24 protein-coding genes and 2 tRNA genes are annotated in these 17,671 nt (G+C 67.2%); 19 read left to right on the top strand and 7 right to left on the bottom strand.

The window, feature by feature from the left end; genetic code table 11:
- Nucleotides 1-156: 156 nt before the first annotated feature.
- The gene (locus AB0D66_RS05240) at nucleotides 157-879 is read right to left on the bottom strand and encodes a hypothetical protein (RefSeq protein ID WP_362296897.1); all 723 of its coding nucleotides are present in this window, start codon (nucleotides 877-879) and stop codon (nucleotides 157-159) included.
- Nucleotides 880-950: 71 nt separating this feature from the next.
- Nucleotides 951-1,706, bottom strand: coding sequence for a GntR family transcriptional regulator (locus AB0D66_RS05235; protein ID WP_362296894.1), 756 nt, complete (start codon nucleotides 1,704-1,706; stop codon nucleotides 951-953).
- A 78-nt stretch (nucleotides 1,707-1,784) separates the two neighbouring features.
- Between AB0D66_RS05235 and AB0D66_RS05230 the strand changes: the two genes are divergently transcribed.
- The 4 genes from AB0D66_RS05230 (at nucleotide 1,785) to AB0D66_RS05215 (ending at nucleotide 3,572) form a co-directional block, all read left to right on the top strand.
- A complete protein-coding gene (locus AB0D66_RS05230; protein ID WP_362296891.1) occupies nucleotides 1,785-2,063 on the top strand; it encodes a hypothetical protein in 279 nt (92 codons plus the stop codon).
- 251 nt (nucleotides 2,064-2,314) lie between these two features.
- Nucleotides 2,315-2,539: a hypothetical protein gene (locus AB0D66_RS05225; RefSeq protein WP_362296888.1), complete on the top strand. Its 225-nt coding sequence runs from the start codon at nucleotides 2,315-2,317 to the stop codon at nucleotides 2,537-2,539.
- Complete coding sequence (locus AB0D66_RS05220) at nucleotides 2,536-3,264, top strand: GntR family transcriptional regulator (RefSeq protein WP_362296881.1); 729 nt, start codon at nucleotides 2,536-2,538, stop codon at nucleotides 3,262-3,264. Before AB0D66_RS05225 ends, AB0D66_RS05220 begins: the two co-directional genes overlap by 4 nt.
- Nucleotides 3,261-3,572: a hypothetical protein gene (locus AB0D66_RS05215; protein ID WP_362296878.1), complete on the top strand. Its 312-nt coding sequence runs from the start codon at nucleotides 3,261-3,263 to the stop codon at nucleotides 3,570-3,572. Before AB0D66_RS05220 ends, AB0D66_RS05215 begins: the two co-directional genes overlap by 4 nt.
- 143 nt (nucleotides 3,573-3,715) lie before the next feature.
- Here the strand turns inward: AB0D66_RS05215 and AB0D66_RS05210 are convergent, their stop codons facing one another.
- The 4 genes from AB0D66_RS05210 to AB0D66_RS05195 form a co-directional block, all read right to left on the bottom strand.
- Nucleotides 3,716-5,437, bottom strand: a complete 1,722-nt coding sequence (locus AB0D66_RS05210; protein ID WP_362296875.1) for a caspase family protein — start codon at nucleotides 5,435-5,437, stop codon at nucleotides 3,716-3,718.
- Between the two features lie 8 nt (nucleotides 5,438-5,445).
- Nucleotides 5,446-5,784, bottom strand: a complete 339-nt coding sequence (locus AB0D66_RS05205; protein ID WP_362296873.1) for a hypothetical protein — start codon at nucleotides 5,782-5,784, stop codon at nucleotides 5,446-5,448.
- 469 nt (nucleotides 5,785-6,253) lie between these two features.
- The gene (locus AB0D66_RS05200) at nucleotides 6,254-6,466 is read right to left on the bottom strand and encodes a bacteriocin immunity protein (RefSeq protein WP_362296871.1); all 213 of its coding nucleotides are present in this window, start codon (nucleotides 6,464-6,466) and stop codon (nucleotides 6,254-6,256) included.
- Nucleotides 6,463-6,927 (bottom strand): NUDIX domain-containing protein, encoded by a 465-nt coding sequence (locus AB0D66_RS05195; protein WP_362296868.1) that lies wholly within the window; start codon nucleotides 6,925-6,927, stop codon nucleotides 6,463-6,465. Before AB0D66_RS05195 ends, AB0D66_RS05200 begins: the two co-directional genes overlap by 4 nt.
- Before the next feature lie 18 nt (nucleotides 6,928-6,945).
- Here AB0D66_RS05195 and AB0D66_RS05190 point away from each other — a divergent pair, with 18 nt between their 5' ends.
- The 11 genes from AB0D66_RS05190 (at nucleotide 6,946) to AB0D66_RS05140 (ending at nucleotide 14,019) form a co-directional block, all read left to right on the top strand.
- Complete coding sequence (locus tag AB0D66_RS05190; RefSeq protein ID WP_362296864.1) at nucleotides 6,946-7,728, top strand: GntR family transcriptional regulator; 783 nt, start codon at nucleotides 6,946-6,948, stop codon at nucleotides 7,726-7,728.
- A gap of 139 nt (nucleotides 7,729-7,867) precedes the next feature.
- Nucleotides 7,868-8,206, top strand: coding sequence for a hypothetical protein (locus AB0D66_RS05185; protein ID WP_362296861.1), 339 nt, complete (start codon nucleotides 7,868-7,870; stop codon nucleotides 8,204-8,206).
- 2 nt (nucleotides 8,207-8,208) lie between these two features.
- Complete coding sequence (locus AB0D66_RS05180) at nucleotides 8,209-9,573, top strand: FtsK/SpoIIIE domain-containing protein (RefSeq protein WP_362296858.1); 1,365 nt, start codon at nucleotides 8,209-8,211, stop codon at nucleotides 9,571-9,573.
- A gap of 77 nt (nucleotides 9,574-9,650) precedes the next feature.
- The gene (locus tag AB0D66_RS05175; protein ID WP_362296855.1) at nucleotides 9,651-10,274 is read left to right on the top strand and encodes a DUF2637 domain-containing protein; all 624 of its coding nucleotides are present in this window, start codon (nucleotides 9,651-9,653) and stop codon (nucleotides 10,272-10,274) included.
- 9 nt (nucleotides 10,275-10,283) lie between these two features.
- Nucleotides 10,284-10,475, top strand: a complete 192-nt coding sequence (locus tag AB0D66_RS05170; RefSeq protein WP_362296852.1) for a mobile element transfer protein — start codon at nucleotides 10,284-10,286, stop codon at nucleotides 10,473-10,475.
- Between the two features lie 16 nt (nucleotides 10,476-10,491).
- Nucleotides 10,492-10,650: a hypothetical protein gene (locus AB0D66_RS05165; protein ID WP_362296849.1), complete on the top strand. Its 159-nt coding sequence runs from the start codon at nucleotides 10,492-10,494 to the stop codon at nucleotides 10,648-10,650.
- 22 nt (nucleotides 10,651-10,672) lie between these two features.
- Complete coding sequence (locus AB0D66_RS05160) at nucleotides 10,673-11,011, top strand: SpdD-like protein (RefSeq protein ID WP_362296847.1); 339 nt, start codon at nucleotides 10,673-10,675, stop codon at nucleotides 11,009-11,011.
- A 90-nt stretch (nucleotides 11,012-11,101) separates the two neighbouring features.
- The gene (locus AB0D66_RS05155; RefSeq protein WP_362296844.1) at nucleotides 11,102-11,287 is read left to right on the top strand and encodes a hypothetical protein; all 186 of its coding nucleotides are present in this window, start codon (nucleotides 11,102-11,104) and stop codon (nucleotides 11,285-11,287) included.
- On the top strand, nucleotides 11,284-12,660 hold the full coding sequence (gene repSA / locus AB0D66_RS05150) for a replication initiator protein RepSA (protein WP_362296842.1): 1,377 nt from the start codon (nucleotides 11,284-11,286) through the stop codon (nucleotides 12,658-12,660). Before AB0D66_RS05155 ends, repSA begins: the two co-directional genes overlap by 4 nt.
- Entirely contained in the window at nucleotides 12,653-12,856 is a 204-nt protein-coding gene (locus AB0D66_RS05145) for an excisionase family DNA-binding protein (protein WP_362296839.1), read from the top strand. Before repSA ends, AB0D66_RS05145 begins: the two co-directional genes overlap by 8 nt.
- Nucleotides 12,856-14,019 (top strand): site-specific integrase, encoded by a 1,164-nt coding sequence (locus AB0D66_RS05140; RefSeq protein ID WP_362296837.1) that lies wholly within the window; start codon nucleotides 12,856-12,858, stop codon nucleotides 14,017-14,019. Before AB0D66_RS05145 ends, AB0D66_RS05140 begins: the two co-directional genes overlap by 1 nt.
- 69 nt (nucleotides 14,020-14,088) lie before the next feature.
- Here AB0D66_RS05140 and AB0D66_RS05135 read toward each other — a convergent pair.
- A tRNA-Gly gene (locus AB0D66_RS05135) sits at nucleotides 14,089-14,159 on the bottom strand.
- Nucleotides 14,160-14,358: 199 nt separating this feature from the next.
- On the opposite strand from AB0D66_RS05135, the gene AB0D66_RS05130 reads away from it, so the two are divergent.
- From AB0D66_RS05130 to AB0D66_RS05115, 4 genes are all read left to right on the top strand, one after another.
- A tRNA-Pro gene (locus AB0D66_RS05130) sits at nucleotides 14,359-14,435 on the top strand.
- Nucleotides 14,436-14,620: 185 nt separating this feature from the next.
- Nucleotides 14,621-16,003 carry a trigger factor gene (tig, locus tag AB0D66_RS05125; RefSeq protein WP_362296834.1) on the top strand — a complete coding sequence of 461 codons (1,383 nt, stop codon included), beginning with the start codon at nucleotides 14,621-14,623 and terminating at the stop codon, nucleotides 16,001-16,003.
- A 275-nt stretch (nucleotides 16,004-16,278) separates the two neighbouring features.
- Entirely contained in the window at nucleotides 16,279-16,896 is a 618-nt protein-coding gene (locus tag AB0D66_RS05120; protein ID WP_069920280.1) for an ATP-dependent Clp protease proteolytic subunit, read from the top strand.
- A gap of 54 nt (nucleotides 16,897-16,950) precedes the next feature.
- Nucleotides 16,951-17,616: an ATP-dependent Clp protease proteolytic subunit gene (locus AB0D66_RS05115; protein WP_069920279.1), complete on the top strand. Its 666-nt coding sequence runs from the start codon at nucleotides 16,951-16,953 to the stop codon at nucleotides 17,614-17,616.
- Nucleotides 17,617-17,671 lie beyond the last annotated feature (55 nt).

The following is a 17,671-nucleotide window of genomic DNA, read 5'->3' as shown; positions in this document are numbered from 1 at the left end:
GATCGCGTACGCGCACTCACCCTGACCAGCCAACTCGCTGACCTGCCGGTTCCCTGCTCTCTCGCTGCTGTTCCCCGCTATGCCCTCAACGACCCCCTCCGATCGGGCACGCGGGAGACACGCGCCAGGACACCGGGTCGATAGGGCGCACACGGGTCAAGGGGCGAGCGCGGCTGCCACCCGGGACAGTCGATCGGCCGGCAGCGCAAAGTGGTTGGCGGGGTTGCGGAAGGAGTACTCGCCATCGTTGACGGCGCAACCGCGGCCGTCTGTTGTCCAGCGTGCGGGGCCCGTCGCCCCCTGAGCGTCCAGGAGGATGGTTCCGAGGGCCTCGGGGTCCTCCACGCTCGTATAAGCGCGTAGCGCGGCCGCCAGGCGGTCCACGGCATCTTCGGGTAGCTCGTCGTCGCCCAACGCAGGAAGCAGGAGTAGGAGCCGGGCGTGGGGGTCGGTGTTGCTCCCGCCCGGCAGCGCGTTGTCCGCAGCGGCCGCCAGCTCAGGCCAGGACAGGCCCGGCCCTATGAAGTGCCCGTCGTCCTGGGCGAGGCGCTCGGCCTTCTCCCAGTCGGGGTGGTGGAGGAGGTAGTCGGTGCCGGCATCGTCCGCGAAGGTGCGATAGACGACGTGGAGACGGTGATCACCGGCAAGGGGGATGGTGAAGGTCGGCCACTTGGCCTGCTCCCACAACCGCCGTTGGAACTCCCCTGCCGCGTCGTAGTCGGCGCCGAAGAGCAGTTCTTCGGCTTCCTCGGAATGGACACACGAGTAGAGGTGCCCTAGCCAGAACAAGTGCTCCTCCAGGAACCCCACCCCGTGCGTGAGGGGGCCGCCGTCGTACCCCGGTATCCGGTCAGGATGCAGGTCTGCGCTGTTCGTCACGGAGGACATCATGCCGTCCGGGTCTGACTCCCTGGGCCGCGCCCAGCCGCCGACCCTCCACGTGACAGCCCTTAGCTCCTGATCGGAATCTCGTACACGACCTCGCACAGTGCGACGGGAATGACGATGTCGGCCGTCTCCACGGGTTGCCCCTGGTCGCTGTAGTAGGTCCGCCGGATGTGGGTCACCAGGGCAGCCTTCTGGATCCCGAGAAGCGACGCCTCCTCGGCAGTCGCCTGCCGCGGCTCCGGCTGCTCAACGGCGTGGCTGACCGTGATCCCAATGACGGCCATCCGGTTCACGACGCCAGCGCCAGCATGTGGCCCACCCTCGGGCAGGACCACGAGCGTGCCGGCGGTGAGCTCGTACGGCTCCCAACTCGTCGACAGCTGCACCGGCCTGCCATCGGCAAGGAACTCGTACACCGTGCGCACGCACAGCTCCCCAACCGAGATCCCGAGACGCGTGGCGATCTCGACCGGCGCGGGAACCTTCGCCTCGGTCCGACTCTCCCAGTTCCCCTGCCTGCCCAAGGCCTGCATGTCTGCACGGAAGGGAGAACCACCCGGCTGCTCACGAGCGGACGACCGAACAACTCGCACCCGCTGCCGTGGCTCCGCGACGTACGTACCCGAGCCCGCTCGCCCCTCCAGCACACCCTGGGAGATCAAGAGCTCCTGCGCCCGACGAACGACGTTCTCGCCGACGCCACACTCCTCGGCGATCTGCGTCCGCGAGGGGAGCCGGTCACCAACGTTCCAGTCATGCTCCGCGATCCGCTGCCGCAGTACGTCGGCGATACGGAGATAAGGCGGCTGCTCAGGCATGTAGAAAATCTAGTCCACTAGCTCTAATCTAGTTAACTAGCTTCACTCAACGTGTTCACTCGGCGACGGAGGCCCTCGGTGCCCGCTTCGGATTCAAGAGCCGAGAGCATCGCCGCCCGACTGTCTGCCCTGGCTCTGACCACGCGAGTGGAGGAGCACGCCCGCTACACGTCGATCGAAGCGGAGGTACCGGAAGCACTGCCCGCCTCCACATGGCGGGAGGTCCTGGAAGTGGTGGCGGAGGCCGACCGATTCGGGCTCCTAGCCAGCAGCTTGACCGGCCGCACCCTCTGGGCCGCCGTACGCAAAGCGGTCCCCGCGACGGGCGACGTCCGGGGACCTGGCCATCAGCGATAGGAGCTGATCAGCATGTCGAACCGTATGGTCCCCACAACCGCCCGCACCAGGGGGCGCCCCCTCCGGCCGGCATTACCGCCTGCTGCGGACCCCGCCCCCTACCGGTCGAGCTCCTGCACGATCGGCACCCACCACGAGTGCGCGCAGTCGTCCCCCGCGACGGCTCCGGTAGGCGTCCCCGTGATCTACGAGGCCTGCGACTGCCCCTGCCACACCCCGAACGACCGTCCCGAACCGCGGCAGGTGGCCCAGTGAACGGATGGACCCCAAGCGGCGCCCTCGCCACAAACGTCGAGATCACCTCGACCACCGTCCAACGCGGCGACGTAATCCAGATCGGCGGCCAACCATGCCGCGTCATCGACCTGATCCAACTCCCCGCCAGCGCGAAGCGACTCTGCTTCGAGTCCGGCGAACTCCTGACCATGCACGCCCGAACCCGCTTCATCGCCCTCCGGATGCGGAGGAACTGGTGACCCAACCCGCACCGTCCCGCCGCCACGCCATCGCGGACGACCTCCGGAATCAGATCTCGAAGGGCCACTTGAAGGCCGGCGAACGTCTCCCCTCCGAAGCCCAACTAGCCACCCGCTACGCGGTCAGCACACCCACCCTGAGGAACGCCCTCGCGCTCCTCCAGGCCGAAGGCCTCGTAGAGAAGATCCACGGCAGCGGCAACTTCGTCCGCCACCCGCTCCGAAGGGCCAGGTACGTCGGCGGCGGATCCACGCCGTGCGCATTGACCGCGGCCGAGGGGGAGCTCCACACCACCATCCGCACCACCAACCTGGGAGCGCACGGTCACCTGACCACCCTCCTCCGGGTCTCGCCCCGAAGTCCCCTGACGGAATTCCTGTGCCTCACCCACGAGGGGAAGACACCGCACAGCCTGGCTCGCATCTACATACCGCGAGACCTGGCGCCGGCTGACGTCCCGGAAGGCCTGCTAGCCGCACGACTGCCATACCTGCGCCCACCGCTGGCCGTGGTCCAGGAAACGGTAAGCACCCGCCTCCCCACTCCAGACGAAGCGACGACCCTTCGCATCGGCTCAACCCTGGCCGTCCTATCGATCACACGCGTGGCCACCGACACCACCGGCCGCGTGGTCGAGGCGGCCCTCCTGTCCCTCCCCGGCGACCGAGCCGACGCAGTCTTCACCACGCACCACATGGCCGAAGCCAGGAGGGCGGAACGATGACACCCCACAATGAGCTGCGACTCTTGCCCTGGTCGGGCCCGGACGGTAAACCTTGCTTCCTGAGCGCAGACGAGACCGCTGGCTATATATCTCGCCTTGCTGACAACGCTGAGGCCGCCCAACTCGGCATCGGTACAGACCTCCTGGGCCATGCCCTCGAAGTCCTCGCCGACGATGATCTAGATCCGGCTGAACTCCGCCTCTTGACCCAAGACCTGACGCGAGCCCTTGGAGACGCAGTCCGCGTGGCAAACAGCCGTGGTCACCGCCTACATTGCGCCTCTCAGCCGTCAGCGACTCCAGATTAGTGCCATCGAATCCGAAGGTCAGCGAGCCCTCAGACGACCTCTGGGGGCTTCGCCTGTGAAAGCAAGGGCAGGTTTCCCGGTAGACCCGGGTCCGAAGGAAATATTTCGCAGTTGAGACTTTCGGATGACTCGTGTGCTCAACGTTAAAAGTTCACACACCCGGAACTAGTGCATGCTTCGACATGATACGGGCGCTGAAATATCTCCAATAGGGTCGCCTCAAGCAATTGATGGACGCCTGATGAATTGTAGTTGCGGAAGGCCGACTCGTTTGCGAACATCAAGAGTACGGTATACTCTCCGAAATATTCGACTTTCGCGTAATTGTTCAGGACAATAAAAGCGAAACGTCGGCGCTTCTCAACCTCAGCAAGGACGGCGGCCCAGCTTTTATCGACTACCGATGGGTCGGCGAGTCGTTGCTCAGTGGATCCTCGCGTAATGTTCGAGCCGAGCGGGGCGGCATTATGTATATCTGCGAATTTTCGACTGGTAGGCCATTCGCCAGCGTTGTGTGACCATTGAGGTCTCGGCGCCGTAGGGTTGGCCGCGCTTTTAGCTCGCACCTCGAATGTCCACGGGAGCATGAGAACCTCACGCACGACGTGCTCCAGGGATTCATCTGCCTTTGCTTCAAGGTAACTATCCGAGTGGGCTTTCGTGTCGAATTCGAGAACGACGCGATTTCCGTCAAATTCTGCCACCTTGGCATAGTGGCTAAGCGCGATCCATGCGAACCGTCGGTGGCCCTTCACTGCCTCCAAGATCTCGGGCCAGAATTCGCTGAGCTCCGAGAGGGTGCGGGGCGCCCTCCTGTCGGGGTGAACTTGAATGACGTTGCCGAGCGTTGGCTGCGCCCCTGGTGATGCCCACGTTGCGAGTGGAACCTCGCTAGGCGCTTCGCTTTGGTCAGCGGCTTCTAGCCAGGTGCCGGCGGTTGCTATTGCTGCACCTGAGTTGCGCGTGATGCTGCTAGGGGGAGGGGCCGTCTGTGGCTGACCGGTTGACGGTGAGGCGCGCACAGCACGCGGGGCAGTAAAAGGTTGACCGTCCTCGGGAGGTGCTGAGGTCGCCTCTAGTCGGATCTCCAAAGCGGTGTCGGCGCTGGTCGCATTTGGGGATGATTCCTTGTCGCTCCATTGCTTATTCAATGAAAGAGCAAGGCGCCCTGGGGAATCCCTCACCCTTCTATGGGGAAGTGGGCGAGCCTTGGAGCGAAGTGATTGAAGCAAGTGCGAGTAGGTGGAATCCAGGTCAATAAACTGCTTGGTTTTGTCCGGTATGCCATTTCGAAGTAGGTCTACCAGTTCACCCGTGAATACGGTAAATCCGTGACCGTTATCCGCCATGGCTGCTTGCGTCTCCCCGGCGGCAGCAATCAAATATGTTCCCTCAATGAACGCCTCTTCGGCCAATGAGGTGGGGTCTGACATGACTCCGAGGGCTGTCGCGGCGTAGCAGCAGTCAAGAATCACAATGCGCGTGACAGCTGATGAATTGAGAAGTGTCTCTCGCACATCGTTGTAATCTGTTGAAGTGTGCGGAGCCCCCGGTCGAGAAGTTGATCGTGTGAGTCGAAATTCACCGCGGCTATTGCCTCGGAGACCGTGGCCTGCATAATAAACCAGCAGGGCATCCGTAGCTTCTTGGGCACCCTGGTGAACAGGGTCGACCAAATCTTCTGGCGTCCTGGGATCATGCACGGTGATGCAATTTTTCGGCGGAAGGTTCCATGACGCGGTGCTCGTGAGGATCTGCGCAAGAGTGGCAATGTTTTGCCGCACCGTCGTGAGATTCGGCAGGTGGGTGTAATCTCCTACGCCGATAAGGACTGCACGAGATGCTTGAGGATTTGGAAGTGTCACCACACTTCCTATTCGTCGCCGAGTTCCCTGATGATGCGATTCACTGTGTCTTCTTCATCGCTCTCGATTACCAAGCGTCGACCGTTGTGCTCGATTGTTACCGAGGTGTTCCGGCTGCGAGTCTTCCGCCATGTGGCGTATGAAAGTGCGAAGGTAGCAATCTGCCAAAGGTTATCGGTAATGAGCTGAATGGCCGCTACGGCGCCTCCGCTCATCTCGCCCGGCTGTGGCTCTTCGAAGTCCCAGGTGATCCTTGCGTGCCTGCGGATTTCAGGGCTCTCCAGCAGCCATTCGCGAAGTGATCGCAACTCTTCTTCGGATCCGTGGCCGATCATGCCGATGCGCATCACGTAACGTCCCCCTCACCTCTGCACCTAGCGCCTTGTCACAGCCTAGTTGAGGTGACATCGGGGAAGAGAGCCTTCTCCTCGGTTTCTACGTTGAGCCAAGCAACTCGGGCGGCGGAGCGGCTTTGGCCGGTGTCCTGCCCGGTTTGGGGTCGGGCATGATCAGGGGGCCGTACGCTGGTTGGCAACTCGGGCAGGCTTTGGGCCTGACCGCAATGTGGTCGAGTGGCCCCCTGGTCTTGCCCGACGCGGGACCCGAACCGGGGAGGTGGGTAAAGCCGTGGAGCCGACCGCCCCAGCCACCGCGGGTTTCTCCCACCATCTACCCGAGCCGTAGGCGTGCGGCCGGCGGCCGGGCTGGAGCGGGGCGCAGACAGGAGCGCAGGCCCGGGCGACGGGCCGCGCGCGCCGCGCGTGCGCGGCGGGTGCCTTGATGAAGTAGGGAAACTCTTACCGCATGGCCTCGGGATCAGAGAGTGATCGGGCGGTAGGCCAAGGCTCGTTCGACGATTTGCTCGGCGGAAGGGTGCTGCCCGGGGCCCGGGTAGAAGATGTAGTCGCTGACGTGCGGGCACCGTAGGCCCAGTTCCAGGGCTTCGATGATCTTGCTGCCCTCGTCCTCGGTCGCTATGTCGCCGTCCATGAGTTGCTGGACCAGGCGCACAGCCTCCTCGTGGGTCATGAGGTGACGAGCTGGCGGCCGTCGTGGCTGCGGACGTGGGGGCCCGCGTGATCCAGGGCGTCCAGGAGGCGGATCGCGTAGACCTCGGACATCTGGGCTGCGACCTCTTCCGGGGTGAGCCAGGCGACCGCGGTTGATTCCTCCGAGGTGCGTTCGTTCCCGCCGGACGGCTTGCAGCGGAAGACCAGGGCGACGATGCCTCGGGTGGTGTTCTTGTAGACCCCGGTGAGCTCCTGGACCTCGACCTCAACGCCGGTTTCCTCTAGGACCTCGCGGCGGACGCCGGCCTCAGGGGACTCGGCAAGTTCAAGGACTCCACCCGGGAGCTCCCAAGTCCCGTTGTCGGCTCGGCGGATCGCCAGCAGTCGGCCGTCCTCGCGGAGCACTGCCCCGGCTACGGACACGGAGTGCAGTGGCGTTGACTTGGCCTGCGGGGAACCCGTACTCATGTACAGGAGCATAGGAGGAAGAGAAGGACTATGGGAACCGCAGTAGGAGGTGGCCGAGGGGCTGTGCCGCGCTACGTGCAGATCGCTGACGACATCGTTCAGCAGATCCGGGCTGGCGCGTTGAAGGCCGGCGACATGGTGCCGAGTGAGTCCGAGCTGGTTGAGCGGTACGGCGTCGCCGGCGGGACTGTCCGCAAGGCAATGTTGGAGGTCCGCGCGAGCGGGCTGGTCGAGACCCGGCACGGCAAGGGGTCGTTCGTGAAGGCCCGGCCGCCCGTCCGGCATCGGTCCTCGGATCGCTTCCGGCGTACGCACCGGCAGGAGGGCAAGGCGGCGTACCTGGCCGAGTCGGCTCAGTCCGGGGCTGAGGCTTCGGTGAGCATGCTCTTCCGCGGGCCGATGGAGGCGCCGGAGGAGATCGCTGAGCGGCTCGGGGTGGCTGTGGGGACTCAGGTGCTGGCCCGACGGCGGCTGTACTTCCGGGACGGGACGCCGGTGGAGACGGCTACGTCGTACCTGCCGTGGGACGTCGCGAAGGATATCCCCGAACTCTTCGCCGACAACCCGGGGCCCGGCGGTATCTACGCCCGGCTGGAGGATCACGGTCACGTCTTCGCGGAGTTCGTGGAGACGCTCCAGGCCCGGCCGGCTGCCAAGGCTGAAGCCACCGAGCTGTCGCTGAGCCCCGGCTCCCCGGTCGTCCACCTGCTGCGGAACGCGGTCACGGAGGAGGGGCGCGTGGTCGAGGTCTGCGACACCCTCATGGCTGCTGACCAGTTCGTCTTCGAGTACCGGATCCCCGCGCGCGACTGACGCCCGGTCAACTCTCCACAGCCCGCCGTGAGTTTCCCTTCGCGGCGGGTTGACTCATGTATAGGAGTCGTGCACTCTTCTTCATGTAACTCCTATACAGGAGTGAAGGAGCTTGACCTCTATAGAGGAGTGATCTGCTGTGCGTCAGATTCCTGTCGACACCTCCGGCGCGACCGTGATGGTCGCCCAGCCCCCGCAGCTCAAGATGCGGGACAAGAAGACCGGTCAGATCGCCCTGGACGGCGACACCGGCAACAACCTCATGACCGTTGACGTGCTGTTCGTGATGAACGGAAACGCCGAGGTCATCCCTGTGACGGTGGCGGAGCCCGACATCTCGGGTGAGCTGGCCATGGGTACCCCCGTCGCGCTGACCGGGCTGGTCGCCCGGCCGTGGGAGAACGAGTTCAACGGCCAGAAGCGCCACGGCATTAGCTTCCGTGCCGTGGCCGTCACCTCGCTCGCGAAGGCTGGCTGATCATGGATGCTTTATGGATCACGCTGCTGGTGGTCCTCGCCGTGGCCCTCGTGCTCGCGCTCCGCTGGCTGCGGCCCACCTGGTACTGGATGACCTTCGGGGTCACCTTCGCGACGGTCCGCGTCCTGACCCGCTATCGGCCGGTGATGGACGCCTGCGGGCTCACCGTCCCGCCCTCCCGCTGGCGGCTGGCACTCGCCCGGGCAGCCAACCGCCCTGTTCCCGAGCCCCGCTCGCCCCGCATCCTGCGGCTTCGCCCCACGGCGACCGGTCTGGTGCTGCGGTTGAAACTCCGGCCGGGCCAGGACGCATTCGACTTCTCCGCCTCCTCCGACCGCCTGCGGCACTCCTTCGCCCTCCACAACGTCGTCTCTCGCGAGATCCGCTCCGGCGTGGTCGAGCTGCGGATGACGGGATACGACGTACTCAGGCGGGTGCGCATGCCTGCGGTCGTTCCCGCTGAGGGGCTCCGGGTGCCGGTAGCACTGCGGGAGGACGGGGAAGTGCACTACCGGGACTACCGGCAGGTCCCGCACGCCCTGAACGTCGGCGCGACGCAGTCGGGGAAGTCTGTGTATCAGCGCACCCTCGTCGCAGGGCTCGCGCCGCAGAACGTCGCCCTCGTCGGCATTGACTGCAAGAACGGGGTGGAGCTCTCTCCACTGGCAGCGCGGTTCACTGCCCTGGCGGACAATCCGGACGCCGCTGTGGACCTGCTGGCCGCTCTCGTCGAGTACATGGGTCGCGTCTACCAGCTCATACGTGCCGAGCAGCGCATCAGCGTCAGCCTGCCGGATGCGGAGATCACCGCCGATATCTGGGATCTGCCCGCGCACTTGCGGCCCGTGCCCGTCGTGCTCCTGGTGGACGAGGTAGCGGAGCTCGCCCTCGCCGCGAGCAGGGCGGATGAAGCCCGGCGGGATCAGATCGTCACCCACCTGGTCCGGCTCTCCCAGCTCGGCCGCGCCGCCGGCATCTACCTGGAGATCTGCGGGCAGCGCTTCGGCTCCGAGCTCGGCAAGGGGATCACCATGCTCCGCGCCCAGCTCACTGGCCGTACTGCCCACCGCGTCAACGACGAGACCTCCGCGAACATGGCCTTCGGGGACATCTCCCCGGACGCCGTCCTCGCCGCCGTCCAGATCGACAAGGACCGCCCCGGCACGGCCGTGGCCGGTGACTCCTCCGGCGGCTGGTCCCGCATCCGGGCCCCGCACACCACGCTCCGCCACGCCGTGGACACCTGCAACGGCCACGCGCACCGCACCCCGGCCATCCCGGAGCTGGAGCTCTTCCGGCCCGCGGTTCCGGTCCGCGTCCTCATCGGCAAGGTCCAGCCGAAGGCCACCGCAGCAGGTGCCTTCTAAGCACTTGTCCCACTCGGTCGGCGCGGCCTCACGCGCCAAGTCCCTACCCGCCCCATGCCTGAAAGGAGGTGAATCCCATGCCCCGCCTGGTTCGTCCGGACGCCGTCCTCGTCCAGGCCGTCATCGCCGGAGCCCTCTCCTTCGCCCACTTGCACGACCTAGCCGAAGCTGCCGGACAGCACGGCTGGAAGGCCTGGGCTTATCCGGTCAGCGTGGACCTGCTCCTCGTCGCCGCTTGGCACCGCCTGCGCAGCTTGCGGGACGCGGGGGAGCCCTCGCGGGCGGCCTGGTCCTGGTTCGCCGTCGCCCTCGCCGCCTCGCTTGGCGCCAACGTCGCCACCGCTGGCCTTCTCGACCTGCGCGACGTCCCGGACTGGCTCCGAATCCTCGTCGCCGGATGGCCCGCGCTCGCCTTCCTCGGTGGAACGCTCCTGGTTCACCGGCCTACGCCCCCCAGCGATCCGGAGCCCCCGCCCGTGGTTGACCGGGCGACAGAACCCGGCGTACAGGCCGACCCGCTCCCCGCCCTGCCCGTGCCTGAGCCGGTCGACACCGTTCCGCCCGCTCTCGTAGCCCATGCCCAGAAGATCGCCGCCGACCACCGCACCCGCACCGGCTCGGACATCGACACCGAGACCCTGCGTTCCCGGCTCGGCGTCCCGTCCCCGATGGCCGAAGCCATCGCTGCCCAGCTCGTCTGAGGAGGCTCGATGCCCGCCCGGATCCACTTTCGCTCGCTCATGAAGATCGGCCCGGTCCAGATCGGCACGTACCGCAACCGCCACGGCCGCGCCAAGGACACCGCCGTCTGCACCTCCGACGGCTGCGGCTGGTCTTCGGACTACAGCTCCTCGACCGCCGCCCAGCTCGCCGCCCGCTCCCACCGCTGCCGCGTCAGCTGACCCCGAAGGAGCTCTCGTGGACGTCCCGCTCTGGCTCGCCCTGATCATCGTCGGCGTTCTCGGCTACAAGCTGATCCGCCCGCCGCTCTGGCTCGTCGCCGTGATCCTCCTCGGCGGCTTCCTCCTCGCGGACAGCTTCCTTGCACCGGCCATCGACACCGCGATCAACAAGTAACCCGACCCGGAAGGAGAACCACATGATCCGGCCCAAGATCCCGGTCAACCCGCTCCCGACCGGCCTCGTCACCCCGCTCGTCCAGCCGATCCCCACTGTTGAGCCCCACCGCGGCACAGCCCCGGTCTGCGACTGCCCCCAGACCCCTGCTCCCGGCCAGCCGGCCTCCCGCGTGCAACTGCCCGCCGTCCGTCTCACTCCGGCCGGCCTCGTTGCCGCCGTCGCCGCTGGGGCGGGCCTGGTCCTCGTTGTCGGCGCGGTGGTCGTCTCGTTGCTCCTGGCCGTCGCCATCACCGGCGCCTCGGTCGCTGTCTGCGCCGTCGTCCTGCGCTCGCTGCTCAACGGCCGACACCACCGCTGACCGGCCCCGGGACGGCCTCAACCGCCAAGTCTCCGCCGTCCCGGCGCCGTGCTCCTGCCCGAACCAGATGATCCGGAAGGAAGCACCATCATGTCCCAGCACCACCACGCCCCGACTCAGGTCTGCCCGAACTGTGACGGCTTCCCCGCCGTGAGGATCTCCCTCGGCGGCCGGGACCGCACCGGTGCCCTGCGCACCATCACCGCCCACTGCCCCGCCTGCCACGGATTGGGCCTGCGCCGCCTTGCTCGAGCTGACCGGCAGGTGACCGCGTGACCGACTCCGCGACCCTCGCGGACCTGGATCCCGGCCTCCTCGGCGACATGCTGAAGGTGGCCGGGGCTCCCGGTTACGCCCGGTGGGAGGACCAGATCCGCCGCACCGGCGGCTGCTCCGACCCGATCCACATCACCGGATGGACCGTCGCCAAAGACAAGACGTCCGGTGCGATCCTGCACCGCTACTCCACCGAGAACGAACCGGGCGCCCGACTCCGGATCGCCTGCGGCAACCGTCGAGCCTCCCGCTGCCCTGCCTGCGCCTGGACCTACTCCGGGGACACCTACCACCTGATCCGGGCCGGGCTCGCGGGAGACGACCGTCGCGACATCCCCGCCGCCGTCCGCGAGCACCCCCGCGTCTTCGCCACCCTCACCGCGCCGTCCTTCGGCCCGGTTCACAACCGCCCCGCCGGCCGCCCGTGCCGCTGCGGCAAGCACCACCAGGAGGACGCGCCCGAACTGGGTACCGCCCTCGACCCGGCCACGTACGACTACGCCGCTGCCGTCCTTTTCAACAACCACGCCGGTCAGCTTTGGCAGCGCTTTACCACCCGGCTTCGCCGCGAGATCGCCGCCCGCGCCGGACTGACTCAACGCGAAATCAAGGAGGAGGCTCGGATCTCCTACGGCAAGGTCGCCGAGTTCCAGAAGCGCGGCGCCGTCCACTTCCACGCCGTGATCCGCGTCGACGGACCCAGCGGCCCGGACACTCCGCCGCCGGCCTGGGCCACGACCGGACTCCTCGACCGCTCCGTCCGCGCCGCCGTCGCCCATACGTACACCTCGGTCACGGTCCCGGCGGCCGCCGACCAGCCCGCCCGGATCTTTCGTTGGGGCACGCAGCTGGACGTCCGCCCCATCAAGGCCTTCGGCGACGGTTCGGACATCACCGAGCAGGCCGTGGCCTCGTACGTCGCCAAGTACGCGACCAAGGCCGCCGAGAACACCGGCACCCTCGACCGCCGTATCGGCAACCGCGAGGCCCTGGTCCTCCTCGATGTCCCCGACCACGCCGCCCGCCTGGTCGCGGCCTGCCTCGACCTGGACCTGCTCTACCCGGACCGCCGCCTCGCGGCCTGGTCGCACATGCTCGGCTTCCGCGGCCACTTCTCCACCAAGTCCCGCCGGTACTCCACCACCCTCGGTGCCCTGCGCCAGACCCGCGCCGACTATCGCGCCGCCCAGGAACGCGAAGCCCGTGGCCTGGACGACGTGGAGCCGGACAGCGTGCTCGTCCTCGCCTCCTGGCAGTACGCCGGCCACGGCCACAGCCCGGGGGAGTCGGTACTGGCCGCCACCATCGCCCGCGACATTCAGCTGAACCGCCAGACCGCCCGCGAAGCCCTGCAAGGAGAGCAGCATGAATGAGCGCTACCTCAGCGTCGTCCAGGTCGCCGAACTGCTCGGCACCACCGTCCGATTCCCCCGGCGGCTGGTGGAAGAGCGGCGGATCACCTACGTGAAAGTCGGGCGGCACGTGCGGATTCCCGAGAGTGCCGTACGGGCGTACATCGACGCTCACACCATCGAGCCGCGTAGGAGCCGTCTGGGGGTGGCTGCCTGATGGCCGGAAAGCGCCGTCCATTCGGCCGGGTCCGGAAGTTGCCCTCCGGCCGGTACCAGGCCCGGTACCTCGGCCCGGACGGGCAGCTCCGTCCCGCGCCGGAGACCTTCCGGACCAAGCGGGACGCGGACGACTGGCTCGCCGACAAGCAGACCGAGATGCGTAAGGGGGACTGGCAGGACCCGGACGCCGGGAAGGTCGCCTTCGGGCCGTACGCCGTCGCCTGGATCAAAGAGCGCGAGCTGACCAGCACCACGCGCCAGCTCTACGGCTCGCTCCTCAAGCACCACCTGGAGCCGGTCCTCGGCGCCGTCAACCTGGCGGAGATCTCGCCGCCCCTCGTACGGAGCTGGCGTGCCGACAAGCTCGCCGCCGGCACCGGCCCCACCACGGTGGCCAAGGCCTACGCCCTGCTCCGCGCCATCCTGGGGACGGCCGTGTCCGACGAGCTGATCCGGCGGAACCCCTGCCAGGTCAAGGGCGCCAGTTCCGTACACACCCCGGAACGTCCGACCGCCACGGTCAACGAGGTCTACGCGCTGGCCGAGGCGATCCAGCCGCGCTACCGCGCCCTCGTCCTCATGGCCGGCTTCCTCGGACTGCGCTGGGGTGAGCTGATCGGCCTCCACCGGCGGGACGTGGACCTAGAGGGCGGGACCGTACGCGTCCGGCGGGCCGTCGCCGAGCTGAGCAACGGTCAGCGGGAGATCAAGGCTCCGAAGAGTGCCGCAGGTAAGAGGACGGTCTCCATCCCCGGGGTGATCCTCCCGGACATCCGCCAGCACCTGAAGCGGTACGCCGAGCCCGGCGCCGACGGGCGTGTCTTCGTTGGCGCCAAGGGGGCGACTCCGCGCCGGAACCATTTCAACCGGCTCTGGCACAAGGCGTGCGGCGAGGCGGGGGTCAAGGGGCTGCATTTCCATGACCTTCGGCACACGGGCAATACGCTCGCCGCCTCAACAGGTGCCAGTACGCGGGAGTTGATGACGCGCATGGGCCACAGCACCGCTCGCGCCGCGCTGATCTACCAGCACGCCAGCGCCGATCGGGACCGGCTGATCGCCAACGCGCTGAGTGGGCTTGTGAAGAAGGGCCGCAGGGCAGGCAAGGGCACGGAGGAAGATCCGCGGGGCAAGGGGCACGCAGGGGGCACGCGGAGCTGATCGGAGCCCCGGGAACGACGAAGGGCCAAGTCGAGGAGATGTCCTCTGACCTGGCCCTTTGTGTTTCAGAGCGGGTGACGGGAATCGAACCCGCGTAGCTAGTTTGGAAGACTAGTGCTCTACCATTGAGCTACACCCGCAGCATGCGCCACAGGTCCGGGGACCGTGGCACGGACAGCATCCTAGCGGGTCGTGCCGGGGGAGTGCACACCGCATTCGAGTGTGCCGCGAGGGGGTGCCGGGGAGTCGGTGCGGAGGTCGCCGGGGATACCGGCGGGAAACTCCGGAAACCCCGCGCATCGGAGGGTCTCCGGGCATGTACCCTACGTGTCGCACCGACGGGGTGTGGCGCAGCTTGGTAGCGCGTCCGCTTTGGGAGCGGAAGGTCGTCGGTTCGAATCCGGCCACCCCGACCACCAGCAGTGTCTCCTTCGAGCCATCGGGGGCCACCACAAGATCGCGTTGTGGGCTGATTGCCGCTTGCGGTTACTATGCAAGCTGCGTGCCCGTGTGTCTGATGTACCGGGCCGAAGTCCGCCGAACCGCTGAATCTCAGCGTGACGGCAGAATCCCCAGCAGTCAGCCACAAGGAGACCGAACCGTGAAGAGCGCCGTGGAGACCCTGAACCCGACTCGGGTTCGGCTCACTGTTGAGGTGCCCTTCGAGGAGCTCAAGGACAGCCTCGACGCGGCGTACAAGAAGATCAACCAGCAGGTCACGGTGAAGGGCTTCCGCAAGGGCAAGATCCCGGCCCGGGTCATCGACCAGCGCTTCGGCCGCGGTGCGGTGCTGGAGGAGGCCGTCAACGACGCCCTCCCGAAGTTCTACACCGAGGCGGTCAACGAGGCCGACCTGAACCCGCTGGGCCAGCCCGAGGTCGACATCACGGAGCTGAAGGACGGCGAGCTGCTGGCCTTCACCGCCGAGGTCGACGTGCGCCCCGAGATCGAGATCCCGGACTACTCCGGCATCGAGGTCGAGGTCGACGCCATCGAGGTCTCCGACGAGGACGTCGAGAAGTCCGTCGAGCAGCTGCGCGGCCGCTTCGCGTCCACCAAGGACGTCGAGCGCGCCGCCGCCGACGGTGACGTCGTCACCATCGACCTCGAGGCCAAGGTCGACGGCGAGGTGCTGGAGGACGGCGTCGCTTCCGACGTGTCCTACACCATCGGCTCGGGCGAGCTCCTCGACGGCATCGACGAGGCCGTCAAGGGCCTCGAGGCCGGTGGCGAGGCCACCTTCACCTCGCAGCTGAAGGGCGGCTCCGCCGAGGGCAAGGACGCCGAGGTCACCGTCAAGGTCACCAAGGTCTCCGCCCGCGAGCTGCCGGAGCTGGACGACGAGTTCGCCCAGATGGCGAGCGAGTTCGACACCCTCGACGAGCTCAAGGCCGACAGCCGCAAGCGCCTCGAGAACATGAAGCAGTACGACCAGGCCACGCAGGCCCAGGAGCGCGTCCTGGAGAAGCTGCTGGAGCTCGTCGAGGTCCCGATCCCCGAGAAGCTGCTCGCGGACGAGGTCCAGACCCGCAAGCACAACCTCGAGCACCACCAGCTCGGCCAGATGGGTCTGACCATCGAGAAGTACCTGGAGTTCCAGGGCAAGACGGTCGAGGAGTTCGAGGCCGAGACCTCCGAGCAGGCCGTCAAGGGCATCAAGACCCAGTTCGTCCTCGACGCGCTGGTCAACAAGGAGAAGCTGGGCGTCGACCAGGAGGAGCTCACCGAGCACCTCATGCGCCGCGCCGCCTCCTCCGGCATGTCCCCCGACCAGTTCGCCCAGGCCGTCGTCGAGGGCGGCCAGGTCCCGATGCTGGTCGGCGAGGTCGCCCGCGGCAAGGCCCTCGCGGTCGTCGTCGAGGCCGCCAAGGTCGTCGACACCAACGGTGAGGTCATCGACCTCTCCGACGAGGACGAGGACGAGGCCGCCGAGACGGTCGAGGCCGACGCCGACGCCGAGGCGAAGGCCGACGAGGCCAAGTAGCACCCCGGGCGAAGCCCACTGAGCAGTGCCCCGAAGGGCCCGGACGCCGGCGCGTCCGGGCCCTTCCGCACTCCCCCCGGAAGGGCCCGGGACCTTGCGCTCCGAGCGAACAGTTCGGGAAGCGGGATGGCGTTGTCCTACCTGCGCGTTAGGGTCCATGAATACGAGGGCACGGGAGTAACCGGATGCCGGCGGACTCGTCCGCACGGCAGGGCCGCGCCCCAGAACGAGACGCTGAGACGGCACATGGCCGTCGGAGACGAGCAGGTGGATACGTGACGAATCTGATGCCTTACGCCGCGGGTGAGCCGTCCATCGGTGGCGGCCTCGGCGACCATGTCTACAACCGGCTGCTCGGCGAGCGCATCATCTTCCTCGGCCAGCAGGTCGACGACGAGATCGCCAACAAGATCACGGCGCAGCTCCTCCTCCTCGCGGCCGAGCCCGAGAAGGACATCTACCTGTACATCAACAGCCCCGGTGGCTCGGTGACGGCGGGCATGGCGGTGTACGACACCATGCAGTACATCCCGAACGACGTCGTCACCATCGGCATGGGCATGGCCGCCTCGATGGGCCAGTTCCTGCTCACCGGTGGCGCCAAGGGCAAGCGCTTCGCCCTGCCGAACACCGACATCCTGATGCACCAGGGCTCCGCCGGCATCGGCGGCACCGCGTCGGACATCAAGATCCAGGCCCAGTACCTGCTGCGCACCAAGCAGCGCATGGCCGAGATCACCGCGTTCCACTCGGGCCAGACCGTCGAGGCGATCATCCGCGACGGCGACCGCGACCGCTGGTTCACCGCCGTGGAGGCCAAGGAGTACGGCCTGATCGACGAGATCATCTCGGCCGCGTCCAACGTGCCGGGCGGCGGCGGCACCGGGGCCTGACCCAAGGCCCCCCGCCAGCACCGAGCAGCCGACAGCCCGCAGAACGCCACCAGGATGGTGAACACCCAGATGCAGAACAACTTCTCCGCGAGCGGCCTCTACTCCGGCCCGCAGGTGGACAACCGCTACGTCATCCCGCGCTTCGTCGAGCGCACCTCGCAGGGCGTGCGCGAGTACGACCCGTACGCGAAGCTGTTCGAGGAGCGCGTGATCTTCCTCGGCGTGCAGATCGACGACGCCTCGGCCAACGACGTCATGGCGCAGCTGCTGTGCCTGGAGTCGATGGACCCGGACCGCGACATCTCGATCTACATCAACAGCCCCGGCGGCTCCTTCACCGCGCTGACGGCGATCTACGACACGATGCAGTTCGTGAAGCCGGACATCCAGACGGTCTGCATGGGCCAGGCGGCCTCCGCCGCCGCGGTCCTGCTCGCCGCCGGCACCCCCGGCAAGCGCATGGCCCTGCCGAACGCCCGCGTGCTGATCCACCAGCCCTCCGGCGGCACCGGCCGTGAGCAGCTCTCCGACCTGGAGATCGCGGCCAACGAGATCCTGCGCATGCGCGACCAGCTGGAGACCATGCTGGCCAAGCACTCGACGACGCCGATCGAGAAGATCCGCGACGACATCGAGCGCGACAAGATCCTCACGGCCGAGGACGCCCTCGCGTACGGCCTGATCGACCAGATCATCTCCACCCGCAAGAGTTCGCACTGATCCTTGCCGCCAGTTGGCGTGGACGCGCCGCCGCATTCGGCGATGTGAACCACGT

The organism is Streptomyces sp. NPDC048270 (assembly GCF_040652335.1).
Lineage (GTDB): Bacteria > Actinomycetota > Actinomycetes > Streptomycetales > Streptomycetaceae > Streptomyces.
Note: the sequence above shows the minus strand (reverse complement) of the source record. Positions and strands in the feature narration are given on the sequence as shown.

Excerpts from the sequence above, each read along its gene's own strand:
- AB0D66_RS05180 (WP_362296858.1), top strand. The coding sequence starts at position 8,209 with ATGGATGCTTTATGGATCACGCTGCTGGTGGTCCTCGCCGTGGCCCTC.
- AB0D66_RS05115 (WP_069920279.1), top strand. The coding sequence starts at position 16,951 with ATGGTGAACACCCAGATGCAGAACAACTTCTCCGCGAGCGGCCTCTAC.
- AB0D66_RS05205 (WP_362296873.1), bottom strand. The coding sequence starts at position 5,784 with ATGCGCATCGGCATGATCGGCCACGGATCCGAAGAAGAGTTGCGATCA.
- AB0D66_RS05190 (WP_362296864.1), top strand. The coding sequence starts at position 6,946 with ATGGGAACCGCAGTAGGAGGTGGCCGAGGGGCTGTGCCGCGCTACGTG.
- AB0D66_RS05235 (WP_362296894.1), bottom strand. The coding sequence starts at position 1,706 with ATGCCTGAGCAGCCGCCTTATCTCCGTATCGCCGACGTACTGCGGCAG.
- AB0D66_RS05215 (WP_362296878.1), top strand. The coding sequence starts at position 3,261 with ATGACACCCCACAATGAGCTGCGACTCTTGCCCTGGTCGGGCCCGGAC.
- AB0D66_RS05160 (WP_362296847.1), top strand. The coding sequence starts at position 10,673 with ATGATCCGGCCCAAGATCCCGGTCAACCCGCTCCCGACCGGCCTCGTC.
- AB0D66_RS05170 (WP_362296852.1), top strand. The coding sequence starts at position 10,284 with ATGCCCGCCCGGATCCACTTTCGCTCGCTCATGAAGATCGGCCCGGTC.
- AB0D66_RS05200 (WP_362296871.1), bottom strand. The coding sequence starts at position 6,466 with ATGACCCACGAGGAGGCTGTGCGCCTGGTCCAGCAACTCATGGACGGC.
- AB0D66_RS05155 (WP_362296844.1), top strand. The coding sequence starts at position 11,102 with ATGTCCCAGCACCACCACGCCCCGACTCAGGTCTGCCCGAACTGTGAC.
- AB0D66_RS05195 (WP_362296868.1), bottom strand. The coding sequence starts at position 6,927 with ATGCTCCTGTACATGAGTACGGGTTCCCCGCAGGCCAAGTCAACGCCA.
- AB0D66_RS05145 (WP_362296839.1), top strand. The coding sequence starts at position 12,653 with ATGAATGAGCGCTACCTCAGCGTCGTCCAGGTCGCCGAACTGCTCGGC.
- AB0D66_RS05140 (WP_362296837.1), top strand. The coding sequence starts at position 12,856 with ATGGCCGGAAAGCGCCGTCCATTCGGCCGGGTCCGGAAGTTGCCCTCC.
- AB0D66_RS05175 (WP_362296855.1), top strand. The coding sequence starts at position 9,651 with ATGCCCCGCCTGGTTCGTCCGGACGCCGTCCTCGTCCAGGCCGTCATC.